The organism is Enterobacter adelaidei (assembly GCF_041937165.1).
Lineage (GTDB): Bacteria > Pseudomonadota > Gammaproteobacteria > Enterobacterales > Enterobacteriaceae > Enterobacter > Enterobacter adelaidei.
In genome coordinates, this window is record NZ_CP154353.1 from 2,917,350 (window position 1) to 2,943,645 (window position 26,296).

General features: G+C 42.3%; 26 protein-coding genes, 1 pseudogene and 1 other annotated feature. Of the genes and pseudogenes, 9 read left to right on the forward strand and 18 right to left on the reverse strand.

Annotated elements, in window-relative coordinates:
• Positions 1 to 205: 205 nt before the first annotated feature.
• The 4 genes from AAHF05_RS14195 to AAHF05_RS14210 form a co-directional block, all read right to left on the reverse strand.
• Complete coding sequence (locus AAHF05_RS14195) at positions 206 to 1,840, reverse strand: hypothetical protein (protein WP_049121198.1); 1,635 nt, start codon at positions 1,838 to 1,840, stop codon at positions 206 to 208.
• A gap of 9 nt (positions 1,841 to 1,849) precedes the next feature.
• Positions 1,850 to 2,929 (reverse strand): protein kinase, encoded by a 1,080-nt coding sequence (locus AAHF05_RS14200; protein ID WP_048264298.1) that lies wholly within the window; start codon positions 2,927 to 2,929, stop codon positions 1,850 to 1,852.
• Positions 2,930 to 3,238: 309 nt separating this feature from the next.
• Entirely contained in the window at positions 3,239 to 5,899 is a 2,661-nt protein-coding gene (locus AAHF05_RS14205; protein ID WP_182290632.1) for a DotA/TraY family protein, read from the reverse strand.
• Between the two features lie 16 nt (positions 5,900 to 5,915).
• Positions 5,916 to 6,440 carry a hypothetical protein gene (locus AAHF05_RS14210; RefSeq protein WP_048703562.1) on the reverse strand — a complete coding sequence of 175 codons (525 nt, stop codon included), beginning with the start codon at positions 6,438 to 6,440 and terminating at the stop codon, positions 5,916 to 5,918.
• 2,041 nt (positions 6,441 to 8,481) lie between these two features.
• On the opposite strand from AAHF05_RS14210, the gene AAHF05_RS14215 reads away from it, so the two are divergent.
• The 5 genes from AAHF05_RS14215 to AAHF05_RS14235 all read left to right on the forward strand — a co-directional run bounded on the left by AAHF05_RS14215 (position 8,482) and on the right by AAHF05_RS14235 (position 11,878).
• Complete coding sequence (locus AAHF05_RS14215) at positions 8,482 to 9,216, forward strand: replication/maintenance protein RepL (protein ID WP_048234405.1); 735 nt, start codon at positions 8,482 to 8,484, stop codon at positions 9,214 to 9,216.
• Positions 9,217 to 9,235: 19 nt separating this feature from the next.
• Entirely contained in the window at positions 9,236 to 10,027 is a 792-nt protein-coding gene (locus tag AAHF05_RS14220) for a hypothetical protein (RefSeq protein ID WP_016240044.1), read from the forward strand.
• A 310-nt stretch (positions 10,028 to 10,337) separates the two neighbouring features.
• A complete protein-coding gene (locus AAHF05_RS14225) occupies positions 10,338 to 10,631 on the forward strand; it encodes a hypothetical protein (RefSeq protein ID WP_000129503.1) in 294 nt (97 codons plus the stop codon).
• A 221-nt stretch (positions 10,632 to 10,852) separates the two neighbouring features.
• Positions 10,853 to 11,320, forward strand: a complete 468-nt coding sequence (locus AAHF05_RS14230) for a DUF4756 family protein (RefSeq protein ID WP_045354301.1) — start codon at positions 10,853 to 10,855, stop codon at positions 11,318 to 11,320.
• A gap of 153 nt (positions 11,321 to 11,473) precedes the next feature.
• Positions 11,474 to 11,878 carry an H-NS family nucleoid-associated regulatory protein gene (locus AAHF05_RS14235; RefSeq protein ID WP_032260072.1) on the forward strand — a complete coding sequence of 135 codons (405 nt, stop codon included), beginning with the start codon at positions 11,474 to 11,476 and terminating at the stop codon, positions 11,876 to 11,878.
• 918 nt (positions 11,879 to 12,796) lie between these two features.
• On the opposite strand, the gene AAHF05_RS14240 is transcribed toward AAHF05_RS14235, so the two are convergent.
• From AAHF05_RS14240 to AAHF05_RS14265, 6 genes are all read right to left on the reverse strand, one after another.
• A complete protein-coding gene (locus AAHF05_RS14240) occupies positions 12,797 to 13,177 on the reverse strand; it encodes a hypothetical protein (protein WP_000711007.1) in 381 nt (126 codons plus the stop codon).
• 49 nt (positions 13,178 to 13,226) lie between these two features.
• Positions 13,227 to 13,517 (reverse strand): hypothetical protein, encoded by a 291-nt coding sequence (locus AAHF05_RS14245; RefSeq protein ID WP_042203313.1) that lies wholly within the window; start codon positions 13,515 to 13,517, stop codon positions 13,227 to 13,229.
• Positions 13,518 to 13,595: 78 nt separating this feature from the next.
• A complete protein-coding gene (locus AAHF05_RS14250) occupies positions 13,596 to 13,907 on the reverse strand; it encodes a hypothetical protein (RefSeq protein WP_032260077.1) in 312 nt (103 codons plus the stop codon).
• A gap of 13 nt (positions 13,908 to 13,920) precedes the next feature.
• A complete protein-coding gene (locus tag AAHF05_RS14255) occupies positions 13,921 to 14,250 on the reverse strand; it encodes a hypothetical protein (protein WP_032260079.1) in 330 nt (109 codons plus the stop codon).
• 15 nt (positions 14,251 to 14,265) lie between these two features.
• A complete protein-coding gene (locus AAHF05_RS14260; protein WP_002911792.1) occupies positions 14,266 to 14,484 on the reverse strand; it encodes an AlpA family transcriptional regulator in 219 nt (72 codons plus the stop codon).
• A gap of 185 nt (positions 14,485 to 14,669) precedes the next feature.
• Entirely contained in the window at positions 14,670 to 15,533 is an 864-nt protein-coding gene (locus AAHF05_RS14265) for a DUF6387 family protein (protein WP_047369707.1), read from the reverse strand.
• Positions 15,534 to 15,990: 457 nt separating this feature from the next.
• On the opposite strand from AAHF05_RS14265, the gene AAHF05_RS14270 reads away from it, so the two are divergent.
• Positions 15,991 to 16,326: a gamma-glutamylcyclotransferase family protein gene (locus AAHF05_RS14270; RefSeq protein ID WP_028019637.1), complete on the forward strand. Its 336-nt coding sequence runs from the start codon at positions 15,991 to 15,993 to the stop codon at positions 16,324 to 16,326.
• Positions 16,327 to 16,373: 47 nt separating this feature from the next.
• On the opposite strand, the gene AAHF05_RS14275 is transcribed toward AAHF05_RS14270, so the two are convergent.
• The 4 genes from AAHF05_RS14275 to dacD form a co-directional block, all read right to left on the reverse strand.
• Positions 16,374 to 16,709, reverse strand: coding sequence for a DUF496 family protein (locus tag AAHF05_RS14275; RefSeq protein WP_008499467.1), 336 nt, complete (start codon positions 16,707 to 16,709; stop codon positions 16,374 to 16,376).
• 282 nt (positions 16,710 to 16,991) lie between these two features.
• On the reverse strand, positions 16,992 to 18,050 hold the full coding sequence (locus AAHF05_RS14280; protein WP_129325238.1) for an FUSC family protein: 1,059 nt from the start codon (positions 18,048 to 18,050) through the stop codon (positions 16,992 to 16,994).
• A 92-nt stretch (positions 18,051 to 18,142) separates the two neighbouring features.
• Positions 18,143 to 18,616, reverse strand: a complete 474-nt coding sequence (gene sbmC, locus AAHF05_RS14285) for a DNA gyrase inhibitor SbmC (protein WP_049008318.1) — start codon at positions 18,614 to 18,616, stop codon at positions 18,143 to 18,145.
• A 119-nt stretch (positions 18,617 to 18,735) separates the two neighbouring features.
• The gene (gene dacD / locus AAHF05_RS14290; protein ID WP_028019640.1) at positions 18,736 to 19,902 is read right to left on the reverse strand and encodes a serine-type D-Ala-D-Ala carboxypeptidase DacD; all 1,167 of its coding nucleotides are present in this window, start codon (positions 19,900 to 19,902) and stop codon (positions 18,736 to 18,738) included.
• 198 nt (positions 19,903 to 20,100) lie between these two features.
• Between dacD and sbcB the strand changes: the two genes are divergently transcribed.
• Entirely contained in the window at positions 20,101 to 21,537 is a 1,437-nt protein-coding gene (gene sbcB, locus AAHF05_RS14295) for an exodeoxyribonuclease I (RefSeq protein ID WP_206737124.1), read from the forward strand.
• A gap of 59 nt (positions 21,538 to 21,596) precedes the next feature.
• Here sbcB and AAHF05_RS14300 read toward each other — a convergent pair whose 3' ends face one another.
• From AAHF05_RS14300 to AAHF05_RS14315, 4 genes and pseudogenes are all read right to left on the reverse strand, one after another.
• Positions 21,597 to 22,955: an APC family permease gene (locus AAHF05_RS14300; protein WP_032666924.1), complete on the reverse strand. Its 1,359-nt coding sequence runs from the start codon at positions 22,953 to 22,955 to the stop codon at positions 21,597 to 21,599.
• Positions 22,945 to 23,007 (reverse strand): membrane protein YoeI, encoded by a 63-nt coding sequence (yoeI, locus tag AAHF05_RS14305; protein WP_099458931.1) that lies wholly within the window; start codon positions 23,005 to 23,007, stop codon positions 22,945 to 22,947. Before yoeI ends, AAHF05_RS14300 begins: the two co-directional genes overlap by 11 nt.
• A gap of 131 nt (positions 23,008 to 23,138) precedes the next feature.
• Positions 23,139 to 24,156 (reverse strand): annotated as a pseudogene (locus AAHF05_RS14310) (LysR substrate-binding domain-containing protein).
• Positions 24,157 to 24,197: 41 nt separating this feature from the next.
• Positions 24,198 to 25,022, reverse strand: a complete 825-nt coding sequence (locus tag AAHF05_RS14315) for an SDR family oxidoreductase (protein ID WP_028018499.1) — start codon at positions 25,020 to 25,022, stop codon at positions 24,198 to 24,200.
• 175 nt (positions 25,023 to 25,197) lie between these two features.
• On the opposite strand from AAHF05_RS14315, the gene hisL reads away from it, so the two are divergent.
• Together hisL and hisG are read left to right on the forward strand one after the other, a co-directional pair.
• Positions 25,198 to 25,248, forward strand: a complete 51-nt coding sequence (gene hisL / locus AAHF05_RS14320) for a his operon leader peptide (RefSeq protein ID WP_001364200.1) — start codon at positions 25,198 to 25,200, stop codon at positions 25,246 to 25,248.
• Positions 25,224 to 25,347: a sequence feature (His leader region), on the forward strand. (Overlaps the previous gene by 25 nt.)
• 45 nt (positions 25,348 to 25,392) lie before the next feature.
• On the forward strand, positions 25,393 to 26,292 hold the full coding sequence (gene hisG / locus AAHF05_RS14325; protein ID WP_028018500.1) for an ATP phosphoribosyltransferase: 900 nt from the start codon (positions 25,393 to 25,395) through the stop codon (positions 26,290 to 26,292).
• Positions 26,293 to 26,296 lie beyond the last annotated feature (4 nt).

Consider the following 26,296-nt stretch of genomic DNA (forward strand, 5'->3'; position numbering starts at 1 on the left):
CTCAAACATTTATTACCCACACACATCCCCCCATAATGCACTAATGCTTGCATTAAAAATACTGATTTATTTCATGCAATAAAAATGTAGTATGAAGTTCGATACAATTGAACACCGCATATTATTAATAAAGGATAATTTATTATTTCGCTTACGCAATTAGATAATGAAAAACGAAGCCTAATGATTTCATTAGGCTTATTTGTTATTTGGATATTATTATCTTCGGTGATTTAGGATCGAAATCGAAAGTTACAATCTTATCTTTTTTTTCTTCTTTCGCAATAAGATTGCTTAAATCTAAACTCGTCGATTTTATTTCATCCCATTTCAGTGGATTCTCTTTTAACATATTCATTTTTATGAAATAATAAACTAAAGCAGGTTCTTTTCTGGCTAGACTGTTTTTATAAGCCTGTTCCATTTCATAGAACACTTCGTCTTTCCATGAAACATCAGCAAGAACGCACTCACGATAGTGATTCATATTTGCTACAATGCCTGACGCATTTTTACTTTTTGAGAAAAGATCACAGGCAATTGCATAATACTCTTTACCTAATTCAAATCTGTTTGTTTTATAATGCAAAAGGCCCAAGTTAGCATTAGCATGGGCAGCCGTATTCTCGTTATCAACAGCAGCAAGACTTTTGAGAGCCCCCTCCCATTCTTTTACCCTTTCCCAGTTAATACATTGCTCCACTCTATCCAAGAGACATATCTCAGAAAATAGTTTGTTTAAAATTAACGTTTCATCGTGCTTGTCTATTCCCAAACCTTTGACAGCATATTCATAGCATAATGCATAGTTGTCTAAAACTGACGACAAATAGGTAACCATTATTGCAGGTTGAACAGAATAGGACTCATCTTCAAACCATTTAATTCCAAAATCTATAGCAGAAGAAAGATCATAATTATAGTATTTCTCCCACATTTTCGCTTCGTATGCACCTTGTTGACTAAACAAAAGTTCACTATTAACTAAATTCGAAAGATTCGCATTCCTTTCTGCCCACTTTGCTTGTGCCAAGGAATTGTCATTAGGTTTTCGTAATGAACTTACATATAATTTTTTTGCTTTCTTTAATGCTCCATTAGACAATTCTATTGTCGCTATTGAACTCTCCAATTCCGTAAGATGCAAAGGAGAAAATCTTTCAGACTCAATAAGTTTTCTCGCTTGAGATACCATTTTCAAAGGGCGATTATAACTTTCCGCCACCGCGATCTCGGCTGATAGTAACCATGGATCTTCTTTTAACATTGGATGCTTAGACAATAGATAATGGGCTTTATCACTTTGATTATTATTAACATAAAATCTTGAAGCAACTCTAATGATCCAACGATGATTAGGTAATAGATTTGTACCGACTGTAACAGCTTTCTCAGCTGAATCCAGCTTACCAATTGATACGTAAGCCCTTGCTAAATCAAGCCATGCTAATGCATCTTTGGGATTATTATGCAACCATCCTCTTAATATTGAGATGATTGGTTTTTGAGTTTCAGTTGGTTCACTATCATGCTTACCACCTCTTAAAATGAATTTAGCAAATTGTAGGATTTGTGGTGGTAAATCAAATCCCTGCACAATAAATCTTGCCGCAACTCTCGATTCTGCTTCTCGGTTTTCTATATAAGCAACATTTAACAACTCTATTGCTGAGCCTAAATTTTTATTAAGAACAAAATTTTCATATAAGTCATCTGTATTATCAGACAATGAGGAAAAATCTCCACCATTAAAAGGTTTAATTTCAGGAGACTTTAGGGAGTCGATTGACTTCGTCCATTCAGGAAGCAATAGTCTTTCTTCTTTATCAAACAGGCTCATTTTGCTTCCTTATATTTTATTGCTGAGACCAAAAACCTTCAATTTTTGAATTAAAAGGTCGAATTGAGTTATAAGTCGATCCAAACCTAATTCTATCTTTGCTATCCCGCCTCCTTTAAGCATTCCTCTGTTTTCATAACTTGGATGACTACACTGCAACACTATGTTTTTCAAACCTAAACCTAACCAATCTGGATGAACCCCATCAAATACCTCTAAGCTTTGAAAAAAAGCCTTCTCTAAATAAGGTAAAGCGAGATCGTATTGATTCCCACTCCCCCCCCAACGTGGCGGTGCTATTTCTGTAGGAACAAACTCTCTCATCAAACTATTAACGGTTCTGCCAGTAAATAAAAAAGCAACTATTGAACCTAACTGATAAATATCACAACGCTGCCTTCTATTTATCCATTCAGGGGCTATCAGCCCATAGAGTTGTTCAGGAGGCGCATAATTTTGATCTCCAGTAATCGGAAAGTTATCAAAACGATGTGGTACACCTTGTAAACTTGCTCTGCCTAAATCACCAACTTTAGCATTTAAAGAATCGAACACCATTACATTTGAAGGTTTCAAATCTTGATGTGAAATATTTGCAGAGTGTAATTGTCTAATACCCATTGTAACATCTTTCAGGTATCCTAATTTCATTGCAAGGCTGACATCCTTTGTTCTTTCGACATACATCCTTATATCTCCGGATTCGGCCAGCTCCATAATTAAATATGGTACTATTCTACCATCAATTACCGATTGTCCTTTGTTAAGAACTTTAATAACATTTCGCATTCTTTTTTCAATGCAAATTTCATTTAGTTTATCCTCAAACTGATAATCAGACGTAAGCACTGACATTATCTTCATAAAATCGTGGCCTTTAGACAAAGCTTCCTGCATTGTCTTTTCAAAATCAAAGGCTTTGAGAAATGCCATCTTTCCTGTATTTTTATTTTTCACTTCATAAGACACCGAAAAGTTCCCCCCCGTTCCGATGCCCGTTTTTGTTCCTACTGGTATAATTCTTTCAACAAGCCATTCGTTGTTTAATTCTAAGCCGACCATTTTATTAGCTGGAGTTGTGGTAGTCATGAATAATCCCATTTAGGTATTAAGAAAGAATTTTATAACCTACATCTTTATCTATTCTATTGATAAGATTAAACCACTACTGCATAAAATTGAAACTAATTAAATATCTACATATCAATAAGTTAAGGGTTTTACATTTCTATTCATCCTTTCAATTGTGCTCTACATCAAACTTTACTTTTGAATTCTCCCAACCTCACGCATATAGTTGCCAATAAAACTATTTACTCAGAAATAATTACAATAGTACACTAACTAAAGGATATCATACATCCATTGTAATCAAAGAGGGCCTAAGCCCTCTTAATATCACATTCCATCATTACCTTCTTTTGATGATGAACTACCACCGGAAGATCCACTACCATTCCCTTTATCTGGAGCCTTAAAGCTTTCAATTGGTGAAGCTTGGGCCTGTAAACTTACAGGCAGCAACGGTCTGTTATGTTCACCAAATGATACTGCTCTGTTAGCAGCCTTTTGAGCTACATTCATATAACCCGCTGCGCCTGCTGTGTCACCAATAGCATCTGCTGCCTCAGCTGCATTGTAAGCCGAGTTAGCACTTTCAAGAGACTGATATTCATCCTGCTGATCAAGTGGGCCAGCATTACTCATATGAGTTCTGAATGCAGATCCCGTATCATTGGCTCTATTAGTCGCCTGTGCTTTCCCCTGTTGGGCCTGTTGCTGTTGTTGAAGCTCACGTTGCTGTTCACGGTCTTTGTTGATTTGCGCATTCCTGATCTGATTACCCATCGCATTTGAGGTATGAGAAACCTGATCCAACACGGTTTTGGTAAACATAGCACCTTCAACACCTTTTGATGCCGACTGTGCGTAACCCGACATGCTCTGACCACCATGAACACCAAGCCACTTCATAATTTCATCAGGGATGATGTGAATCAGTGAAAGTGATTTTTTCACTACCGTAAACATCATCGCAATATAAACAGCAATGAGAGCCAGTGACTCGATGATACCTATCCCGGCATTGGCTGACATCATGCCAAACGCGCCGGAGAATGTTTCATTGACGATCCCACCAAGGATAGGGAGCATCGTATAGGCTGCTATCAAGCCTGTTATCATCAGTGCTGGTCGCATGGTTAACGATAAAACCAGACCATAACCAGCGCCTCCACGACCCACTACGCCATCACCATCTGGATGCAAATGTGTTATTACCCATAATGGTGCTGCGACCATTGCTTCAAGGCACAGGATCATCCAGCCTACGCAAACACCAAACCACATCACGTAAGGCAACATAGGAATAACGACGGCTAAGGTATCACCAGCTATCCATAAAGGGATAACCAGTGGCATCACAATGCCCATAGCGCCAAATGCACCCGATACCCAGCTTGCAGTCCATGAAGTCCATGCACCAAGACCTGCGCCAACAACCGCAGAACTTCCTAATAACGTCCAGCCAGCGGCACTGATCGTATCCCCAAGTCCTTTAACGGCTAATAACGGGTTTATCGCCTGTAAATTGGCAGCAGTTGTGTCGGTTGAAAATGAAACAATTTTCCCTTGCTTTCTTCCATTAATAACGCTGGAACTGAGAAAACCCGCCATTGCACCAGAAATACTCTTATTGGCTTCACTTTGAAGAGAAGAAACTATTTTCCCGGCATCATCTGTTTTAGGGCCAGCGCCACTTTTACCACTGGTATTGGCTTCCGTTCGGTTTTGCGCATCAATACCATTCGCATATCTTGAAGCTGTCGTTGATTTCGCCATATCCTGAGCTACTTTTGCCATAATCGCGTTCAGGCTGTTATCGAATATATCGCCGTATTCCATTGTTGCTTGTCCCGCTACAGGAAGATTATGAGCTGCTCCATTAATTGCATCCTGCACACGGATCAGTTTCATACTCCATGCGCCAGCCATAAACCATCCGTCTTTCTGGACATTCTCTTTGAAATCATCCCACTGGTCGCCAGTGGAGAAAACTGTCCGTACTGCAGTATCAATAATGGATACATATGAGGCTGTTGCACTGTTTATTCCGGCCTGAATATCAATGTTATTATCAGCCACATACTGTTCAGCTAATGTTTTCATTTCATTATCAAGTGCTTTAAATGCGATATTCTGAGCTTCAACAACATCTGAAATATTCGTCTTTATATCCTGTGGCATATAAGCCATATACATGCCGCCAGCAGCAATGGTGGCCTGAGCTTTAGCCTGTTCGTCATAAGAAGCTTTGGCTTTGGGGTCTGTAAGCGTGATGCTTCCACAGGCAGCCTTTGATACCAGCAAATTTTTATTCATATCATTACCGGCATTGCTGGCTCCATAACTGTATGTGTATAAATAGGCACCTTTCTCCGGCGTCATTTCAAACGCAGGCGTGACGTGTGGGAAGGGATCGGCTGCTGATGATTTCTTCCATAATTCACCCGCCTTCAACATACAGACGTTATTGATAAAGGCAGTTTTCGCTATACGGTCAAGTTCCTGATAAGACGCTGATGTTGTGATAACAGCTCCATCTGAGGGGTTGGAGGCATAAGTATTCCAGACGGTATCCGCCAGACCGACTCCCTGATTAATCATCCACAGCACCATAACCTGAGCGGCACAGAAACCACCTGCTGCCGGAAGTATCATTGCCGTGCCTAATGCAGTTCTTACGGGCAACCACATGGAAGACCATTTCTTACCCAACATTTCTCCGTCATGTGCCGTTGACATGGTTCCGGCAATCAGTGTGTAGGCAGCTAAAATTCCTCCAACCAGTAAAACAGCGCTGTTGAGGATCGTCATAGTGCTGGCTAAGGGACTATCCGCTAAATTGTCGGGGAATAAGATATCCAGAAACCACAGCTTTGATTTGTCTGTCTCCGGGACAGTAAATAAATCGGCGGCATAAGCTGACTGAGTTAATAACAGGCAAGCTAATATTGCTAATAATATCGATACTTCTTTTTTCTTTATATTTATCATCATTACATTCCTTTGCCTCTTACTTCATTGAATTACTGATGCTGCTCCAGACATCGGTTCCGTTGACTGTTGCTCCCGATCCTGATGAAGAGCCTGTTCCTGTAGAAACACTTCCACTTGCGACATTCCCAAGGACGGGCATATCAATAGAAATACTTTCGGATATACTTCCGGTCAGTTGACTGACTTTTTCTCTCGCAATCGAACAGGCTTTACTTATTGCTGCTTCCTTCGTTTTTTTAATTATTGAATCCACAGATGGCAGGCTGATGCCGAGGTTTCCCACAGGCCAAGCGTCCGTACAGCCAATAGTCTCAAGCGATTGATTGATGTTATCCATGAAATTCTTCGCTACCGGCTCTAACTGAGCCGCATCCTGCTTCATGGCGTTATATTGCGCTTGTTTTAATGATGAACTGACATCCGGGCTACAGACTGCTGCGTTAACCGTGGTTGCTGAAATTAATATTGTTGCCGGAAAGATTATTTTGAAAATGTGGACACAGACATTTGTTCGCCATTTATTTTTATTAAGTTTATTCATTTGATACTCCTTTGATTTATTACAAGTTATTCACCATATTTTCTTCTTCTGATTAAATAAAAATACAATGCCTTATTAATATATATTAAATAAAATAGAATTAATCAAGAGAATGATAATTTAATTTGACAATGACTTTATTTTTGATTATTGTTTAAAAGTAAATAAATGACTACTCCAAAAATTTATTACAATACTCTGAAGAGGCCAGTTTATCTGGCTTCTTTCCTTTTAATTTTATAATCTGTTAGTTTAACAAGTTTGAACTTCTAAGATAGTAATATATTTATTGTGATCATTTCTCTTGATAATTTCTTTCTTTATATTGATTGCATTACTAAAGCCAACCTTGACTTCTGGCTTTTTTTGTTCTTTTTAATTTTGCCTTTACTTTTGTTTTAATAAATTATTTTTGAAAACTTTCTCATCTTATGAGCTAAAGCTCATAGGCTTCGCCCTTACTCATCATATTAACTAGAAGTGCATCAAGGCTATAGCATTTGCTGTTAAACGCATAGGTAAACTATATCCCCAATAGCAGTGCTGAGTGATTGTCCAAAACAATCACATTGCTGGAACAGGGCTGGTCCCTGTTAATGATGAATTTATCCAAAAAAATTGCGGCAGTAGCCGCTAATATGATAATAGTCTTATTAATCTTACAAATTAATGTGCGATTTAGTTTTAAAGATATTTCATACGCTAGCTTTACCTTAAACTTAATTAAAACCTCATATCGAAAAAGATCATTTATTATGAGCTTACGCTCATGGCAACGCCCTTTCTCTATATCTATCAACTAGAAACTCAGCGAGGCTATAGCATTTACTCTTAAACGCATAGGAAAACTATATCCCCAATAGCAGCACTGAGTGATTGTCCAAAACAATCACATTGCTGGAACAGGGCTGGCCCCTGTTAATGATGGATTTATCCATAAAGAACTGCGGCAGTAGCCGCTGACCTAATAATAGTATAATTAATCTTATCAATTCATATTCGATTTAGTTCTTAAGATTTTATATACGCTAGCTTTACCTTGAAATTAATTAAAACCTCATATTGAAAACAGATCTTTTCTTATGATCTTTCGCTCATGGCTCCGCCCCTTATCTATATATTAACGAGGAATCAATCAAGGTTATAGCATTTGCTCTTAAACGCATAGTAAAACTATATCCCCATAGCAGCACTGAGTGATTGTCCTAAACAATCACATTGCTGAAACAGGGCTTGCCCCTGTTAATGATGGATTTATCCATGAAGAATTGCGGCAGTAGCCGCCAGTAAATAGGAGGAAAACAATACTTCCGTGTCATCGGCAGCACTTCGTGATTGTATGAAACAATCACTTTGCTGCAAATAAAACACAAAGAAAACGCTGCAAAATAACATGGTGCCATTTATTTGGCACAAGTTTCCCTTTTACTATATTAGTACTAGATGTTACGAGCTGTTTTTAACTTTATTATCATATGGTTATAAAGTGAAAGGTTATTAAAAATAAGAACTATTGAATATCAAAGGTTATTGATTTTACAAACTAGAGTTATCAAATCTAATAACCTTACTTTCACCTAGAAATAGTAACGCACTAAATCAATATAGCATTTGCTCTTTAACACATAGTAAAACTATATCCCCAATAGCAGCACTAAGTGATTGTACGAAACAATCACTTCGCTGAAATAAGTGTAAAGAAAAATACATATCCCTGCGAAAAACTCCTCATATATAACACAAAAGAAAAACTGGACTCTCTTAACTTCTTACTAATTATTTAATTATAAGCACCCTCCCAGCCCAATAAAATCAAGGCTTCACACCTTTTTTTGCTATGTTTAAACATAGCATATACCTATGTTTAAACATAGTTCCGTCCTATGTTTAAACATAGCAAGACTTATGTTTAAACATAGGTTTTTTAACATATGATAAGATCATAATAATAAAATACTTATTTTATTTATAGTTTTACTATTGACTTTCCATTTTGTGCATAGTATTTAAAATATATAATAAAAACAATAAGAGAGAAAATATGAATACTAATGACACTGAACTACTTCGCTTATTTGATACATTAACGACAGAACAAAAGATTGATATCGCCAGACACTTACTGCAAAACAAAGATATTAAATCAACTACAGTTATCGCCAAAGAAGAAGATAAAGCGATCTCATTTTCCCAGCCTTATGTTTTTGCTTTCACATCTAACTTTCGTGTTTTTTCTGATCTGGACATATCTAAGAATGAATTCCGTGTATTAACTTACATCTTGGAATACATGGAGTTTGGAAACCTTATTAACCTTTCTCAGGCATCACTCTGTAAAGCGTTGAACATCGCATCTAGTAATATGTCAACCATATTCAAAAAACTAAAACAGAAAGGCATTCTCGTTGATCATCATGGACATCTTTATATTAACTCAAACATCTTTGCCAAAGGTATGAGTCATCAACTTGATGAAAAGCGTAAAGAGCATTTAAGCAATGCAAGAAATGTTCAGGCTGAGATTGAACAATACCCTGATGGTTATCAAAATCTTTCTCAACAGGAAAGACGAGGATTAGCCCTCGAAACAGTAATTCAAAATGTTTATACAGATGCTTTTATTTTTAGCAAGAAGAAAAAGAACAATGCAGTTCCTAATGCTAAAAACAGTATCAAGATAGATAAACCCCGCAAGGTATATAAACGAACAAAAGAAAATGAAGCAAATAGACAAGATTTAGTTAATATCACTAACCACTTAAAAGCTGTTTCCTAAAGAGTAATAAGGAATGAAAATGAAAAAACTACCCGGTTCACTTGAAATTAAACTGCATGAAAAACTATCTAAAAACGACATTCTGAATGTCTTAGCAGAACATATGACGATGCTTGAGGAAACATTTGGCATTGAAGAGTTCAAACTCTATTCTTTTCTTGAATGTTATATTGATAGTAAGAAACAATCCTTCTATCATGAAGAACATAACGCTATTGTAGAGTCATTTAATTTAAAAAATGATACGAAGCTTGAGAACACGTCTAAACTCATCTCAAAAAATGGTAATGCCCGAATTGTTTCCTTTGATAAAAATATTAATGTAGATAAAATTCGCTCAACCGTAGAAAGCATTCAGATGCATAATCCATATCGATATTGGTCTAATAATATCAAAGTTATTCCATCATCCGTAGTTAAAAACATCATTCAAGATAAAGAGAGAAAATTACAACTAGAAAGAGATAAAATTAACTTACTCAACCAACTAAGACGTAAACAACAAGAGGAGCAAAAGAGTAAGGAGCGTGAAGAATTTGATCGTCCGTTAAAATCACTCATTGCAAGAAAGATCATGGAAAGCGGTCTAACTGATGTAGAGTTCAAAAGAACAATATGTTCCAGCTTCGACTATATAAAAAGCGGCGCTGTAATAGCAAAATACCTAGCCAATAAACCTGATTTATTAGAAAAATATCATGATTCCCGATTAATAAGAATGTCCATCAAAAATGATGAAGGTAAAGTCGGCAAGGTTGAACTCTATGATCTTTCTGGAGCACTAATTTTTGAAAGCTATAAAAACAAATAAGAGAGGTATGATATGCAATGTTCATGTGGTAGAGAAATGACAGAGAGGTTTTCTCTTTCTAAGAAATGCAACTTGAGATGGGAATACTCTTTTTGTAAGTCTTGTGGAAGAATCGATGCAGATTATCTTTATAGCTACGATAAAACACAGTTTATTGAACGAGGTTATTCAGCAAGGCTAAATTATAGAGACATGACAAGAAAAATAGATAATTAAATTAAAACCATGCCTCTCCATTAAATTTGACACTTTGAACCAATCCCTTAAAATAAAATATATACACAATCCACTAAAAATAAGAGGAGTCAACATGACAGACCATATAAAAAAAGAACCAGAAGATGAAACAATTATTGATAGTGCTAAAATTTACGATGCGCTTAGAAAAAATTATTTTGATAGATGCTTCCTTTCTTCTTACTTAGATGAAAAAATAGATGATAACTTACATCCTTTCAGTGACGAAGCATATAATAAAATGAAGTCCTTGCATGATGAAAGAGATAATCTTAATTTTAAAAACAAAATGAAAGAGATTAAAAGGAATTTATCTACATCACAAAAAAAAGAAGTCGAAAAAATAATGAAAAACAAAATAAAATAATTTTTTAAATATCCAGCCATGAAAAACACTTTCTCCGATGAGATAAATCTCATCTCTGTTTCAGAAGATGGCATTTTTGTTGATTATCCTGAAGATGTTGATCAAGAAGAAATAATATAGTTTTCATCTGAATATTATCATTCTTATTTACCGGTTATATTTGACACTTACACTATATCTCGTAATATAGATATATCCACTATTTTATTTACGAGGTATATATGAGGAAAGTAAAATTAGACAATGATGATTTAATTCAGTACATGAACACCATTAAAGCATTAAAAAAATATCCAACGATGACTGAATACAGAGATGAATATCGCAGGATAAGAACCGATGGTTCACCGTTGAGTGAAGCCAAGAAATTTAAATCGGCACATACCGAACTTCTGAGATTAGACAGGAAGAAAAAGTCACTACTCGAAAAATTTATTGAAGAACTCAACCCTGTAAGTCACGCATCAGCCCTTGCATCAAGAAAGCTTGAAAAAGTACAAGAGTCCATTATCTACCGAAAGTCATTACTTGAGAAAAGCCCTGATGAACTCGTCGCTCTGGTCATAAAACAGCGCACAGAAGCGGCTCTTGAGTTCCAGCGTTCTGTTGAGCAAAGTCTTGAGCAACTTTCTAACATTTCGTCAGAGTTCGAACCATCAAGTCAACTACAACGAAAAATGGCCCTATAAATCGATCCTCCGCTTTTCGTTTGAAATGGTTCTAATAGATTGCTCTAATGCTAATATTTACTATATTATTAATATGTTGGTGTGTTTTAAATCGATCATCAGACAATACTGCACACCCTTCGATCCCCCATTTCAAACACAGGATGGCATAGTATGAGTGAAGCATTAAAGGTACTGAACAATATTCGTACACTTCGCGCACAGGCTCGTGAAACTGATCTGGAAACGCTGGAAGAGATGCTGGAAAAGTTAACAGCAATCGTTGAAGATCGTCGTGAGGAAGAAAGTGCCATCCGTAAAGAACAAGAACAACGTCAGGCTAAGCTTGAAGCCTTCCGCCAGAAACTGTTAGAAGATGGTATCGATCCTGCGGAGCTACTTTCAGCGGTAGGTTCCACTAAGCCTAAAACCAAATCGACACGCACTCCACGCCCTGCTAAATACAAATATACAGATGAAAACGGTAATGAACAGACTTGGACGGGTCAGGGCCGTACTCCTAAAGTGATCGCTGTTGCTATTGAAGCAGGTAAAACACTGGAAGATTTCCAGATTTAATCTCATTACATTTTTTATTAAAAGCCGCCAATGTAATATTGTCGGCTATGCTCTTCACTTTAATTCTTACGATACGAATATGAGAAAGATATGACTGACCTATTCGATATAATCTATTCAGATCACCCAAAATCTGCAATTTTTTTCTGTTTTTCGTAGTAGTAAATTTAATCCTATGGGGTTGGAACAAAAAGCACCCGAACAGAAAAGGTGAAAATGATGCTCTCAAAAAACCACTACTTTTCTTTCTTATTGTTGCTGGAGTCATTTACTTTATTCTGGTTGGTATTTCTGTAGTAGATTATTCCAAGAGTAAAAACCCAGTCAGTGATGTTCAGTATAACACTATTAAATAATAGTCTACCTCCCTCAAGGGAGGTTTTAAGCATAAAAGTAGATGTTCCATACAATGACAAATATGACACTAATGCATGTAATAACGTTAAAGTGTTCATCAAAGTATCGATATAATTTATTATCTTTGAGTGATGACAAGAATCTTACTGTTCTTTTTTTCATTGAAACCTCCTTTCTTATATAGTTACTAATTGAAACCTCTCACAAGCGCCCTTCAGTCTTCTACTAAAAAGAGTAAGTCTTTTTATATGAACCTTATTTATTTTTTTATCAGACTTTATTATTTACATATAACATTGTTCATTAATATGTCAATTAAGTTAAAAATCGAAAATAGGTTTCATAAATTTCGATGCAAGTGGTTTTTAATACTAAAAAATATCTTATCAACTGGCTATTAACTTTTAAGTGTGTTCCAAAAATTCACTTGCTTATTCGCTAATAGGTCACTTCATCAGAAACTAGTTTCACCTCATATAGTCAGAGTACGTATTACCGGAATCCATTCCGGTAACACATTTTAGATATACTCATGTATCCCTCTGAATAACATTACTGATATTATCTATTTATGTCCATATCCCAGTCCAAAACACTATAATCATCAAAAGATCGTCCCGACTCTATATTTCTTATCAACATATCCTTGACATATAAATCATGAAAAAACATCACCCTTTTTAATAGCTCTGTTATATTTATATATTCATACTTTTCCTTTCCTGTACCATAAGCAGCCTTGTAATACTCAAACTCAGTTAATACTTCCTTCATGTGGATTCGTAGTGCAAACTCAACAACATCTTCATCATTTACATAAATCATTGCATCATCTTTGTTTACACTTGCCATGCTGTATATCCTGTCCACATACAACATTAGCGTTGCTGAAATGGCGAATATCATCGTTTCATCTTTTTTACTCAGATTATCTTTCTTCATCTATATCCTCTTTTTTGATTTTTAGTATTTAATAAAAAAACAGTTAGTATTAACAAAACACCCAAGCATTACGCACAAGCCGTTCTGCTACTTCTTCGTAGTTAACCTCTTCAATATTCCCATGATGGCCTTCCTGCGCGGTTAACTTGTCAAAGTTATGACAAACATGATTAATCGTTATCCTTATAAATGCACTCATAAAATCAGCATCATCGACAAGATGCGAAATGCCGTCACTACACATATCCTGCATTGTTTTCCAGCTCGCTTCAAAAGAACGCTTTGCAAGATCATAGAACAACTCAGTAGATGTATTTTTACTTTCAATATTTTTAGTCATGATTACTCCTCATTTTTACATGATATATTTTAACTTACTCTTATTTTCAGCCCCTCAATACGGGGCTAAAACAAAAAACTACTTTTGAGAATCTTTCATAAAATCCATTTCTTTATGAAATGCCTTTAATGCTTTCAATATAAAATCGTTATCAATGAGTCTTGGTGATAACTTTATATCAAAGAATGTATTCCTTACGACTTTAGGGAACATCTGTTTTGCTACTTTAATACTGTCCTTATAAGTATTCATCATGAAAGTTTCTTCATGCTTGAGTTGTTCTACTTGTTCAGGATGGTTCTGAATAATAGAACTCACACGCAATTCAAAGCATTGTTTAGATAAATGCAGTAATATCTTGTTTGCTTCTTTTTTCAGATCTTTATTCATGATTTCTTCCTCTTTATTTAATGCCAAGTTTAGGATAGATTTTTTTGAACTCTCTATAAGAGTATTTTAAATCTTCCATAACTTCATCAATCAAAAAAATACATTCCCCAACATTATTGTCTCTCACCCACTTGAGGAAGTCTGGTTTTGTGATATAAATAATATGATCCATAACCATATTCATATATTTTTTATCATAAAGGTGACGTTCAAATTGATCACCCATTATCTTAAACATGTTTTCCACATAAAGAGCTAAGTTATCCATTGCCATTCTTGAGAAAACTTCAGTTTTATCATTATCAAAGATAAATGATATTTCAGGCACATTTATATTTTTCATGTTATTTTCCTTTTATTAGTTAGATGTATTACGAGAAGCGGTTATAGCTTTATAAATCCACTCATCAACTTCGCTTTCAATGAAAGCAACAGCTCTTTCACCGATTTTTATTTGTTTGGGGAATTTCCCCGCGCTGATAAGTTTATAAATCCACGTCTTGCCGAACCCGGTTTTCCTTATTACTTCTGATAAGCGAATAAGTTTTAAAGTTTTATCTGTTTTGTTTTGAACCATGTTTATCTCCTGTTTTTTTACGTAATATCTTGGATATTTCGTTTTTTAGTATGTTGTTCGATGGAGATAATTCTAGGATTTTGGCTGGTTCTAAACTAGGGATGTTCACCAACCGTGAGTTTCGCGGAAATTTTTGAGGGATACTCTTTATAGGGACGTTCGCAGATTGTGAACATCCCTTGTGTTTACTTTTTGTTTTTATCCGAGGATTTATCGTTAAGTGTTATCACATCAACGATACCCCAATCCTTCAACATATTATTTTTAATGTAAAAATCATTTAAAACCTTGAAGTACTCATCGTTATCAAGATAATTTTTCGCGTAATCATAATCAGTATCTTTGATGTTCTCACTACTTCTGACCCCATTATTACCATGCAGGATGTCAGCTAAAATGGTGAAAGGTATGTTCTTACCTTCGTTGTAGAGCTGTTCCCATGAGATCAAATCCATCAAAGGGATGACTTTGTAATCAAGTATTCTTTCAAAGGTCTTATGACCAAACCTAAATTTTCGTTTCGGGGGTTTAGGCGTTTTCAGGTGCTTTTGCCATAGAGCAATCAGTACTTTCAGATGTTCTGCGAGATCGTCACTGCTGGCTTCTTCCAAGTCAATTTCAATCAGCATCTTGTTAGCAGGGTTCATGCCTCCTTGTGTCAGATACTCAGAGATGTAGTCGGAACTCACTGCAACAGGGTCTGTTTGCTCTGAAGTCTCCAGCCGATACATAGCCCGCCCATAGTTGAACAATTGAACTCTGGTCATTGGTCTTACAGCATAGCTATGCGACAGTCTGTGATTGTCTGAAATCCAGTCTGATTTAAGTATCACATCACCACATCGGATTGTGGCATCATGGTATATCGCTTGTATTTGATTATCTTTGCCTGCTGTTTCCCATTGTTGTCTTGTTTTGTAAGCCAACATCCGTCTTTCAAGCTCTGCATAGATTTGTTCTAAGGTGAGGTCTTTAAGGCCATCATATCGGCGTACATCAAACCAAGATAACGCTGCCCTGATTTCTTCCATTTCCTTTTGTGTAGTCATTGTTCTACCGATTGCTTTTGTGTTTCCTAAACGTTAGCCCATTCAACATGATAGAGAAAGTGGAAAAGAGGAGTGGGTTTTCAAAATGGTGTGAGCACAGTAAGTGACCTTGGAGGTCAGTGCTTTCACCTTGACTAAAAATGATTTATTTAATAAAAAATAACTAATTGTTTTTCATCATTTATTTTAACAAAAATAACGACAACATCATATTGATAATGAAAGCAAATTTAGATACGTATAGTCAGATGGTTATGACAACAACCAATTGTTTTTAATTGACATTTTTACCACAAGAAAACAATAATGATGGTAAATATGTTGGTAAAAATATGGCTATATTTAACAAAGGCAGTAATAACAGGAGATGTAGATGAAGTTCGAGTCCAGTCAGAGGAGCCAAATTTAAAAAGCCTGCTTTTAAAGCAGGCTTTTTGCTTTGTTGGTGAGGGAAAATATGAACGCTTTGTTTGTCTACGGCACGCTGCGCCCGGGCCACTCTAACGCACATATCCTTGAAAACATTGGCGGCGAATGGCAGGCCGGTTTCGTAACCGGCACGTTCTATGAACGTGGCTGGGGAGCGGCGGCAGATTTTCCGGGGATCGTCCTCCACCCTGATGGCCCCCGCGTCGAAGGTTATCTGTTTATTTCCGATAACCTTGCCGCACACTGGCAAATGCTGGATGAATTTGAAGACGGTTATGATCGGGTTGAGGTCATGGTGACCACACCTGACGAGCAACAGGTTAAGGCCTGGATCTACCAGCTACAACCGCGCTCTGAGTCATAAAAAAAGGCTCTCTGTCACCAGAGAGCCTTTTTCACAATTCACTGCGATTACTCGCTTTTTGCTTCGCCGTTTTTGATTTCACCCATCACTTTCAGCTTCTTAGAGATGTCACGACGCTCTTTAGACAGCTCAGCATTTTTGATGATGTAGTCATCAACGCGGTCTTCGTAGTCGCTTTTCATGCTGGCAATGATGCCCTGAATAGCTTCAACGCTCATACCTGGCTTAATGTAGTCGCTCAGGTTGTCGAGCAGCAGAACACGTTTCTGGTTGTCACGGATCTTCTTCTCAACGTCCTGGATTTCACGCTGCAGTTTGTTTTTGCGGCGGAACAGGCGGACGAATTCCAGAACATCCTGGAACGAAGGCTTGGTAGTTTCCATTTTTACACCCCTGATAATGTGAGATTCGGATTCGTTAAAGCAACCGTTGTAACATTAACCTTACTGACAGCGGCCGCGAATGGCAATGAGTATACCCGTCATACTTCAAGTTGCCTGTGCGTTGGCTTCCTCGCTCACCTCAGTCACGTACTGATGTACGCTCCTGAGGATTCGCTGCGTCGCCGCCTTCACGCAACTCGAATTATTTAGGGTATATATCGTTTAAAGCTATCATAACCCCAATTGCTGCTGAATCGAAGCAGCAGGCGTCACATCCGCGTTTTATTTGCGCAGTGCGCGGCAAATCAGGTGTGATAACAGCTCAAGCTGTCGCGCCAGTTCCATGCTCAGCCAGACATAGCCATGAATAGGTGTTTCGGCCACGTTTTCGCTCTGGCGTTCGTTGATTAACTGCTTCAGCTCAGCGACGATCTCATTCAGACGCTCGCTGTTCGCCAGTATAGGCTGTGGGTTACCTTCGTAGAGCGCATGGGCGATGGTCAGCAGAGTTTGCTGCGTCATCTGCTGGGTCTCCTTGAGGGTCTGTGCGTTAAGCATCAACAGATGGCTCGGGCGAGAAGCCCAGTGCGCGTTAATTTGCAGTTCGAGCATGCAGACCAGATTGCGGCTTACCGTCTGGATAGCTTCGAAAATCGCTTTCTGAATATGGGTTTCTTTGCTGGCCGGGGTAATCAGACCGCGCATTTTGACTACATCGTTAAGGATGGCTTGCAGATGCTTTTCCAGCCGGGGGCGCTCAACCAGATTAGGGGAAAAACCGGCCTGATAGACGCGGTTAAACGCGGTGACGTAGTTGGCCATCTGAATACGCCAGTGCAGAAAAGCACGCTGCGGCCAGATACCGGTAAAGAGCATGGCCAGCAGTGACCCCAGGATAACATCCCCGCTTCGCCACAGCGCCGTGGTCATATCCCCGGCAGGGGCACCGACAACCACCGCGAGAGTAATCCCGATCAGCAGCGCCTGATACGGTCTTTTGCCCAACGCCAGCCAGCCGCACAGGAACATGGCGGCACCGCACCATGCCAGCATGACCGGAAACGAAATAAGCTCCAGCTTCAGGGCGATAAGCCCGAGTGCCGAGCCTAAAACGGTCCCACCAATTCGCTCGAAGGCGCGAGGAACAACGTTTCCCCAAAACGAGATGGGCCCCATCACCACTACCAGCGTGATCAGCGGCCACGTTCCTTCCGGAACATCCAGCAAGCGGACAAGGACAAACGTCAACACGAACGCCAGCGCGATGCGACACCCATGCACCACTCGGTAATGTTTGTACAACCGAATTTCAAAAGGGGTTAATGATTTGTCGGGACGCACACCCGCTCTCCAGCTACACGGCAAACCACAATTGTACTGTGTTTTCAGCCGGGCGGATCACACCCGCCTGAAAAACCCTTCATTTAGAAGGCTTAAACCGTTTTATGCTCAACGGCGATAAACATTTCGATATCCCAGTAGCCGTCTGCGTTGCCATCATTAAGATAGCGCTCGAAACAGGGTTTAGGGGCAATCTGGTATTTATTGTCCTGTAGAAGGGAGTTGAAGAATTGATACCACGGGGTCGCAAAGTCGTAGTTTTCCACGCGCGCCATCGCCACGGCATAATCACCGGCAACGATTTCCGTCATCATGACGCCTTCGCTGTTTTCCGGAATAACGAAATCGTCCGGTACCGTCACAGCCGTATCACAGCGCAGTTTTTCTGCCGGAACTTCATCCGGGTTATCGTAATAAACTGCAACCCACTCAAGCGGCTGAATGTGGCGACCGTCCACCCACATCACCAGCTGTTCAAAGCCCTGTTTTACCGTTTGTTCCCACGGTCCAACCAAATGAAAACCGGCAATCTTACGTTTCTGTTGCTGCTTAATGCTGTAGTCCATGCTGCCTCCACCCATTACTGTATATTTATACACTATAAAGCATATTTTAACTGTTCAGCAAACGAAGAGTGTTTATTATGTGAGCAGACTCGCAACCCTGCCAGTCTGCTCATCTGCAGTTAGAGCGTGTGGTGCAGATAATCGCTCAGGCGTGAGAACAGGCCGCCTTTATCAACGGCTTCCAGCGTCACCAGCGGCCAGTGTGCAACCACTTTGTCACGGTCATAGAGCTGAATCTCCCCAACCCGCTGATGCGCAGCAATCGGTGCTTCCAGCTCTTTTTTATCCAGCACATATTTGGCTTTGATGTTCGGGACTTCCGCTTTTGGCAGCGCCAGCCAGAAGTCCTGGTCGGTACCCAGTTTCACCTGCTCCTTATCGCCGTACCAGATACGCTCTGTACCTACTTTTTTACCGTTTTGCAGGATCTGCACCGTATCGAAATTCTGCTGCCCCCAGTGCAGCAGTTTACGGGCCTGGTCCTCACGCCCTTTCGGACTGTCGGCCCCCATCACCACCGCGATTAAACGGCGCTGACCATCAACTGCGGAAGCAATCAGATTAAAACCTGCGCCCGAGGTGTGCCCCGTTTTAAGCCCATCTACGTTCATGGTTTTATCCCACAGCAGGCCGTTACGGTTTTGCTGGGTGATCCCGTTCCAGGTGAGGCTCTTTTCACTGTACATATGGTAAAAATCAGGTTCGCCATGAATGATGGCCCGGGAGAGGACGGCCAGGTCATAAGCGGAACTGTGCTGCCCTGGCGCATCCAGCCCATGAACGGTTTCGAAATGGGTATCGCGCAGGTTCAGCTTTTGCACATAGTCGTTCATCATCTTCACAAACTGCGGCTGCCCGCCCGCCACGTGATCGGCCAGCGCCACGCAGGCATCGTTACCGGAATCCACAATCAGACCACGGCTCAGGTCGCGCACGGTGACGCGATCGCCCTCTTTCAGAAACATCAGCGACGAACCGTCAAAAACCGGGTTGCCTTTTGCCCAGGCATCGCGCCCGACGGTGACAACGTCATCGGGGGAAATACGATGGCTATCAATGGCCCGATCAACCACATACCCCGTCATCAGCTTGGTCAGGCTTGCCGGATTACGTTGTTGATGTTCGTTGCCCGCCGTTAAGATTTGACCAGTCGTGTAATCCATCAGCACCCAGGAGCCAGCCTGAATAGCAGGAGGCTGCGGCGAAAAATCCAGTGGTTCGGCCGCAAAAGCAGATGAGACACTCGAAGCGAGTAAAGAAACAGCAATAAACAGACGGCGTTTCAACGGTATATCCTCAGGTCATTAAAAATCGCTGACCTTTTTACGGGAGTTCTGATGTCGTTACCTGGCTTAATTGCAAAAAAATGTGACAGGACGCAGATTTTTCTCTGAAGCTGACGCGCAAATTTGCGCGGCTACGGCGCTTTTTATTCGGTCTGACCCGCACGATCGTTTACCATAGTGACGTCATTTTTTAACAGGATGGTATTACAGGTGTCTGACTCTGCCGCTCGCCCGACTTTTTTATTTCACGACTACGAAACCTTTGGTACGCACCCGGCGCTGGACCAACCGGCGCAGTTTGCCGCCATCCGTACCGATGACGACTTCAATATTATCGGCGAGCCTGAGGTCTTTTACTGCAAACCGGCTGATGACTACCTGCCGCAGCCTGGAGCGGTTATGGTTACCGGGATTACCCCGCAGGAAGCGCGGGAAAAAGGCGTTAACGAGGCGGAATTCGCCCGACGCATCCACGATCTGTTTACCGTCCCCAATACCTGCGTGGTCGGTTACAACAATATCCGCTTCGATGACGAAGTGACGCGTAACATCTTCTATCGCAACTTCTACGATCCCTATGCCTGGAGCTGGCAAAACCGCAATTCGCGCTGGGATTTGCTCGACATCATGCGCGCCTGCTACGCCCTGCGTCCTGAGGGAATTAACTGGCCGGAAAATGAGGATGGGCTGACCAGCTTCCGCCTTGAACACCTGACGCGCGCCAACGGCATTGAGCACAGCAACGCCCACGACGCGATGGCAGACGTCTATGCCACTATTGCCATGGCGAAGCTGGTGAAAACCGCCCAGCCGCGACTGTTCGAATATCTGCTGAGCCACCGCAGCAAACAGAAATTGACCACGCTGATTGATGTGCCGCAGATGAAACCGCTGGTGCATATCTCAGGAATGTTCGGCGCCTGGCGCGGCAACACCAGTTGGGTTGCGCCGCTAGCCTGGCATCCGGACAACCGTAATGCGGTCATTATGGTGGACTTAGCTGGCGATATCTCGCCGCTGCTGGAGCTCGACAGTGATACTCTGCGTGAACGGCTTTACACCCCGAAAAATGAACTCGGCGATCTGCCTGCGGTGCCGGTTAAACTGGTGCATATCAATAAATGTCCGGTACTGGCGCAGGCCAATACCCTGCGCCCGGAAGATGCTGACAGACTGGGCATTAACCGACAACACTGCCTGGATAACCTGAAAGTGCTGCGCGAAAACCCGCAGGTGCGTGAGAAAGTGATCGCCATTTTTGCAGAAGCAGAACCGTTCGTTCCGTCTGAAAACGTGGATGCCCAGCTATACAACGGTTTCTTCAGCGATGCTGACCGCGCGGCGATGAATATCGTCCTGCAAACCGAGCCGCGTAACCTGCCGGCACTGGATATCACGTTCGCTGATAAGCGCATTGAAAAGTTGATGTTTAATTACCGTGCGCGTAACTACCCGGGAACCCTTGATGAAGCTGAACAGGAACGCTGGTTGCAGCATCGTCGTAATGTCTTTACGCCGGAGTTCCTGCATAGCTATGCTCAGGAGCTAGAGATGCTTTATGCTCAGTATGAAGGGAATGCTGAAAAACAGGCACTGTTGAAATCCCTGTTCCAGTACGCACAAGAGATAGTCTGAATTAGAGATATAAAAAAACCGGAGGCGATGGTCTCCGGTTTTTTTTAGTGCGTTAAAACTCAGGCAACGTCTTCGTACTGAGGAACCGGGTTGCGGAAGCTTTTTGTTACGCAAGCCAGGTAAATCAGACCGATAGCACCCCAGATCAGACCCAGAACCATAGAGCTCTCTTCCAGGTTAATCCACAGTGCGCCAACAGTCAGCGCGCCACACACTGGCAGCACCAGATAGTTGAAGTGGTCTTTCAGCGTTTTGTTGCGCTTCTCACGTATCCAGAACTGCGAGATCACAGAGAGGTTAACGAAGGTGAACGCCACCAGAGCACCGAAGTTAATCAGCGCAGTTGCTGTCACCAGATCAAATTTAATCGCCAGCAGAGCAATAGCACCAACCAGCAGCACGTTCCATGCAGGAGTACGCCATTTCGGATGAACATAACCAAAGAAGCGAGTCGGGAACACACCGTCACGGCCCATCACGTACATCAGACGAGAAACGCCTGCGTGTGCCGCCATACCGGATGCCAGTACGGTTACGCTTGAGAAGATCAGCACGCCCCACTGGAAGGTTTTACCTGCCACGTACAGCATGATTTCAGGCTGTGACGCATCCGGATCTTTAAAGCGAGAGATATCCGGGAAGTACAGCTGCAGGAAGTAAGAGGCACCGATGAAGATCATGCCGCCAATCAGCGCTGTCAGGAAAATCGCTTTCGGGATCACGCGCTCAGCGTCTTTGGTCTCTTCTGACAGAGAAGAGATACCGTCAAAGCCGAGGAACGAGAAGCACAGAATTGTCGCACCGGTGATCATCGGCACAACATGCGCACCTTCAGACCAGAATGGACGCGTGCTGGTCAATGTACCTGCACCTTCACCGTGAGAAACACCGTAAATGATCAGGCCAACGATTACCGCAACAATACCCATCTGCAGAATAACAATCAGGGTGTTGAAGTTAGCCACGGTCTTGATGCTACGCAGGTTAGAGATGGTCATAAAGGCCACCAGCGCCACAACGAAGATCCACGACGGTACGGAAGGTACCAGCGCTTCAAAGTAAATTTTTGCCAGCAGAATGTTGATCATCGGCATGAACAGGTAGTCCAGCAGTGATGACCAGCCCACCATAAAGCCTACCGCCGGGCTAATGGATTTCTGAGCATAGGTGTACGCGGAGCCTGCGGACGGGAAACGGCGAACCAGTTTACCGTAGCTCAGCGCAGTAAAGAGAATAGCGACCAGCGCAAAGGCATACGCCGTTGCAACGTGACCGTCAGTAAGGCCTGATACGATACCGAATGTATCGAACAGCGTCATTGGTTGCATATAGGCCAGGCCCATCATAACAACCGGAATCAACGTAAGTGTTTTACGTAATTCCACGCGAGAGGTGTTTGGAGTTGCGTTATGCGACATAGTTATTCTCCTTTACGGTGATAACCGCCACGTAAGCGAAAAATTGCCCCATTTCTTTATTCCTCAGCGACAACAACTGTCGGATTTTAGTAAATATCTATCCGGTACGAAGCCCGGCCTCTTGGTTTTTAGTTTCGTTTCGTACATGCAAAAAAAAATAACCGACGCCTTTTATATCGTCGATTATTCATTTGGTTGCAGCGGCCGCATTTTGCCCCACATCGGATACAAAAGGCAATACTTTGCAATGCCCTGGGTGATTTTCTTTTTTCTAACTGGCTGATTTCTCGACGCTGGCCTGAGAGTAAACGGCAGCGATAGCACTATTTGCTAAAATTTCGTCTCGCCACCAGCTGCTTGCCAGTCCAGAGGTTTGTTCATTCCAGCCCACCCACGCTGATTCATTACTGCTTTGAGCAAGCACCTGTTTTTCAACCAGCGCTCCGCTATCAATAAACCGCTGCGCAAGATAACGGGGCAAATAGCCGCAACCCAGACCACTGATTTGCAATTCCAGCTTGGTTTTAAAATCAAAAACGGTAATGGCTTCCTGCTCATCAAGTAATTGCGAGGAAACCGCACACTCTGGCCGTGAACTGTCCCCCACCACAATCGCACGGTAGCCTTTAATAACCCGGCGATTAATAGGCTCTGGCTCCTGAGCAAGCGGATGATGCGGCGCAACGGCAAAAACCTGCTCCAGCACGCCCAGACGGGCAAAGCCAAAATCACTTAACTGGGGAGGTTCATGGAGTGCACCGACGAAAATATCCGCCCTTCCCTGGATTAACGCATCCCAGGAACCGCCCAGCACACCGTTTATAAAGATAAGCCGGGTTACACTGTGGTGTTGATAAAATGCCTCAATCAGCGGCGTCAGAAGCGAAAACGGAAAGGTATCATCGACTCCAATAACCAGCTCATTTTCCCATCCCTGATGAAGTTTGACGGCCTGTTTTTCCAGTTCGCGAACGGTATGGAGGACTTCACGTCCTTTTTCCAGCAGCATCTGTCCGGTACGGGTAAAACGTGCGCGGTGCCCGGAGCGATCGAGGATCTGAATATTGAGATCGCTTTCCAGTTTTTGAACGGTGTAGCTCAGCGCCGAAGGGGTTTTGTAGAGCTTTGCTGAGGCGGCTGCAAAGCTCCCTTCTTTTTCCAGTGCATCCAGAATAATAAGAACATCAAGCAGCGGTTTCATGCTCGCCCCCTTCTGGTGTGCGATCGTCTCCGCTGCGAGACTTATTCCATGGGCATCACCAGCGGATCGGGATACTGATACTCAAATCCCAGCTCATGGCAAATGCGATTGCCATCAACAATTTTGCCTTTGCTTTCATCCTTTGTCTCACCAAAAACCGGCGGAGCCAGACCCAACTGACGTGCCATTAGCGGGTAAAACGTACTACGCGTCGGATGAGAAGGCGCACATATATTATAGATGTGTCCACCTTTTGGAGCCTGTAAGAGTAGCTCAATTGCGCCAATAACATCGTCAAGATGCACAAGATTGACAACATGTTGCCCGTCTGGCGCTGACTTTCCGGCAAAAAAACGTCCCGGATGGCGCCCTGGCCCCACCAGCCCCGCCAGACGGACGATATCAACCTGCGTGCCGGGTAGATTATGCAGCCAGTCTTCCAGCTCTTTCAGTACCTGGCCGCTCACGGTAACAGGATTGCGCCCGGAGCTCTCTTTCACCACACCTTCGACATCGCCATAGACTGACGTCGAGCTGGTAAAAATAATGCGCGGAACATGGTGTGCCAGCGCGCTGTCGACAATCTCCTGCATCGCCTGCAGATAAAACGACTCGCCCGGACCACTGCGCCGCGCGGGTAGCGTAATTACCAGCGCATCGACGTTCATCAGCGTGTCCAGATCGTCAGCATCACACACCAGCTCGGGTTCCAGACGCAGTTCGACACCATCAATACCGCACATGCGCGCTGCTTCTACCCCATCCGCCGTGGTTTTGCTCCCGGTCACTTGCCAGCCTTTCGCGGCTAATGACATCGCCAGCGGCATTCCCAGCCATCCTAAACCGACAATCGCGACCTTTTTCATGCAAATTCTCCTGACTCGTACTCGTCTTTCATAAGGCTACGCCAGCCCGGCAGAACACACAATTCATAGCATCAATATGAAATGAATTAATGATCAAAAAAAGCCCTTGCAATATGTTGCACAACTGGTTTAGGTTAAAAGACATCAAATGAATAAGCATTCATCGAGAATTTATATGACACGCGTTCAATTTAAACACCACCATCATCACCATCATCCTGACTAGTCTTTCAGGCGATGTGTGCTGGAAGACGTTTGGATCTTCCAGTGGTGCATGAACTCATGAAAAAGCCCCCGGAAGATCTTCTTCCGGGGGCTTTTTTTTGGACCAAATTCAGACAGGTTAAAACAGGTTAACGAGGAATAAAGAATGTTAGATAACTCACGTTTACGCATAGCTATTCAAAAATCAGGTCGTTTAAGTGACGATTCACGCGAACTGCTGGCCCGCTGCGGGATCAAAATTAACCTGCACACCCAGCGCCTGATTGCTCTGGCTGAAAACATGCCCATCGACATTCTGCGCGTGCGTGATGACGATATCCCAGGCCTGGTGATGGATGGCGTCGTTGATCTCGGCATCATCGGTGAAAACGTGCTGGAAGAAGAACTCCTGACCCGCCGTGCACAGGGCGAAGACCCGCGCTACTTCACCCTGCGTCGCCTGGATTTCGGCGGCTGCCGCCTGTCGCTGGCAACGCCGGTCGATGAAGCCTGGGATGGCCCGGCAGCACTGAACGGCAAACGTATCGCCACCTCCTACCCTCACCTGTTAAAGCGTTACCTGGACCAGAAAGGCGTGCAGTTTAAATCCTGTCTGCTGAATGGCTCTGTTGAAGTCGCCCCGCGTGCAGGTCTGGCGGACGCCATCTGTGACCTCGTCTCAACTGGCGCGACGCTGGAAGCGAACGGCCTGCGCGAAGTGGAAGTTATCTATCGCTCAAAAGCCTGTCTGATTCAGCGTGACGGCGACATGGCCGATGCCAAGCAGCAGTTGATCGACAAGCTCCTGACCCGTATTCAGGGCGTGATCCAGGCGCGTGAATCGAAATACATCATGATGCACGCGCCAACCGAGCGTCTGGATGAAGTGATTGCTCTGTTACCAGGCGCCGAGCGCCCAACTATTCTGCCACTGGCGGGCGATCAGCAGCGCGTGGCGATGCATATGGTCAGTAGCGAAACCCTGTTCTGGGAAACCATGGAAAAACTGAAGGCGCTGGGGGCAAGCTCTATCCTGGTGCTGCCAATTGAGAAGATGATGGAGTAACGGC

Bases quoted from the DNA above. Each gene is read 5' to 3' on its own strand.
- AAHF05_RS14210 (WP_048703562.1), bottom strand. From the start codon at position 6,440: ATGAATAAACTTAATAAAAATAAATGGCGAACAAATGTCTGTGTCCAC.
- AAHF05_RS14275 (WP_008499467.1), bottom strand. From the start codon at position 16,709: ATGGAAACTACCAAGCCTTCGTTCCAGGATGTTCTGGAATTCGTCCGC.
- AAHF05_RS14225 (WP_000129503.1), top strand. From the start codon at position 10,338: ATGACAGACCATATAAAAAAAGAACCAGAAGATGAAACAATTATTGAT.
- sbmC (WP_049008318.1), bottom strand. From the start codon at position 18,616: ATGGACTACAGCATTAAGCAGCAACAGAAACGTAAGATTGCCGGTTTT.
- AAHF05_RS14265 (WP_047369707.1), bottom strand. From the start codon at position 15,533: ATGACTACACAAAAGGAAATGGAAGAAATCAGGGCAGCGTTATCTTGG.
- AAHF05_RS14200 (WP_048264298.1), bottom strand. From the start codon at position 2,929: ATGACTACCACAACTCCAGCTAATAAAATGGTCGGCTTAGAATTAAAC.
- AAHF05_RS14315 (WP_028018499.1), bottom strand. From the start codon at position 25,022: ATGAAAAAGGTCGCGATTGTCGGTTTAGGATGGCTGGGAATGCCGCTG.
- sbcB (WP_206737124.1), top strand. From the start codon at position 20,101: ATGGTATTACAGGTGTCTGACTCTGCCGCTCGCCCGACTTTTTTATTT.
- AAHF05_RS14255 (WP_032260079.1), bottom strand. From the start codon at position 14,250: ATGAAAAATATAAATGTGCCTGAAATATCATTTATCTTTGATAATGAT.
- AAHF05_RS14240 (WP_000711007.1), bottom strand. From the start codon at position 13,177: ATGAAGAAAGATAATCTGAGTAAAAAAGATGAAACGATGATATTCGCC.
- AAHF05_RS14235 (WP_032260072.1), top strand. From the start codon at position 11,474: ATGAGTGAAGCATTAAAGGTACTGAACAATATTCGTACACTTCGCGCA.
- AAHF05_RS14250 (WP_032260077.1), bottom strand. From the start codon at position 13,907: ATGAATAAAGATCTGAAAAAAGAAGCAAACAAGATATTACTGCATTTA.
- AAHF05_RS14230 (WP_045354301.1), top strand. From the start codon at position 10,853: ATGAGGAAAGTAAAATTAGACAATGATGATTTAATTCAGTACATGAAC.
- AAHF05_RS14260 (WP_002911792.1), bottom strand. From the start codon at position 14,484: ATGGTTCAAAACAAAACAGATAAAACTTTAAAACTTATTCGCTTATCA.
- AAHF05_RS14245 (WP_042203313.1), bottom strand. From the start codon at position 13,517: ATGACTAAAAATATTGAAAGTAAAAATACATCTACTGAGTTGTTCTAT.
- AAHF05_RS14300 (WP_032666924.1), bottom strand. From the start codon at position 22,955: ATGTCGCATAACGCAACTCCAAACACCTCTCGCGTGGAATTACGTAAA.
- hisG (WP_028018500.1), top strand. From the start codon at position 25,393: ATGTTAGATAACTCACGTTTACGCATAGCTATTCAAAAATCAGGTCGT.
- AAHF05_RS14215 (WP_048234405.1), top strand. From the start codon at position 8,482: ATGAATACTAATGACACTGAACTACTTCGCTTATTTGATACATTAACG.
- AAHF05_RS14195 (WP_049121198.1), bottom strand. From the start codon at position 1,840: ATGAGCCTGTTTGATAAAGAAGAAAGACTATTGCTTCCTGAATGGACG.
- AAHF05_RS14220 (WP_016240044.1), top strand. From the start codon at position 9,236: ATGAAAAAACTACCCGGTTCACTTGAAATTAAACTGCATGAAAAACTA.
- AAHF05_RS14205 (WP_182290632.1), bottom strand. From the start codon at position 5,899: ATGATGATAAATATAAAGAAAAAAGAAGTATCGATATTATTAGCAATA.
- AAHF05_RS14270 (WP_028019637.1), top strand. From the start codon at position 15,991: ATGAACGCTTTGTTTGTCTACGGCACGCTGCGCCCGGGCCACTCTAAC.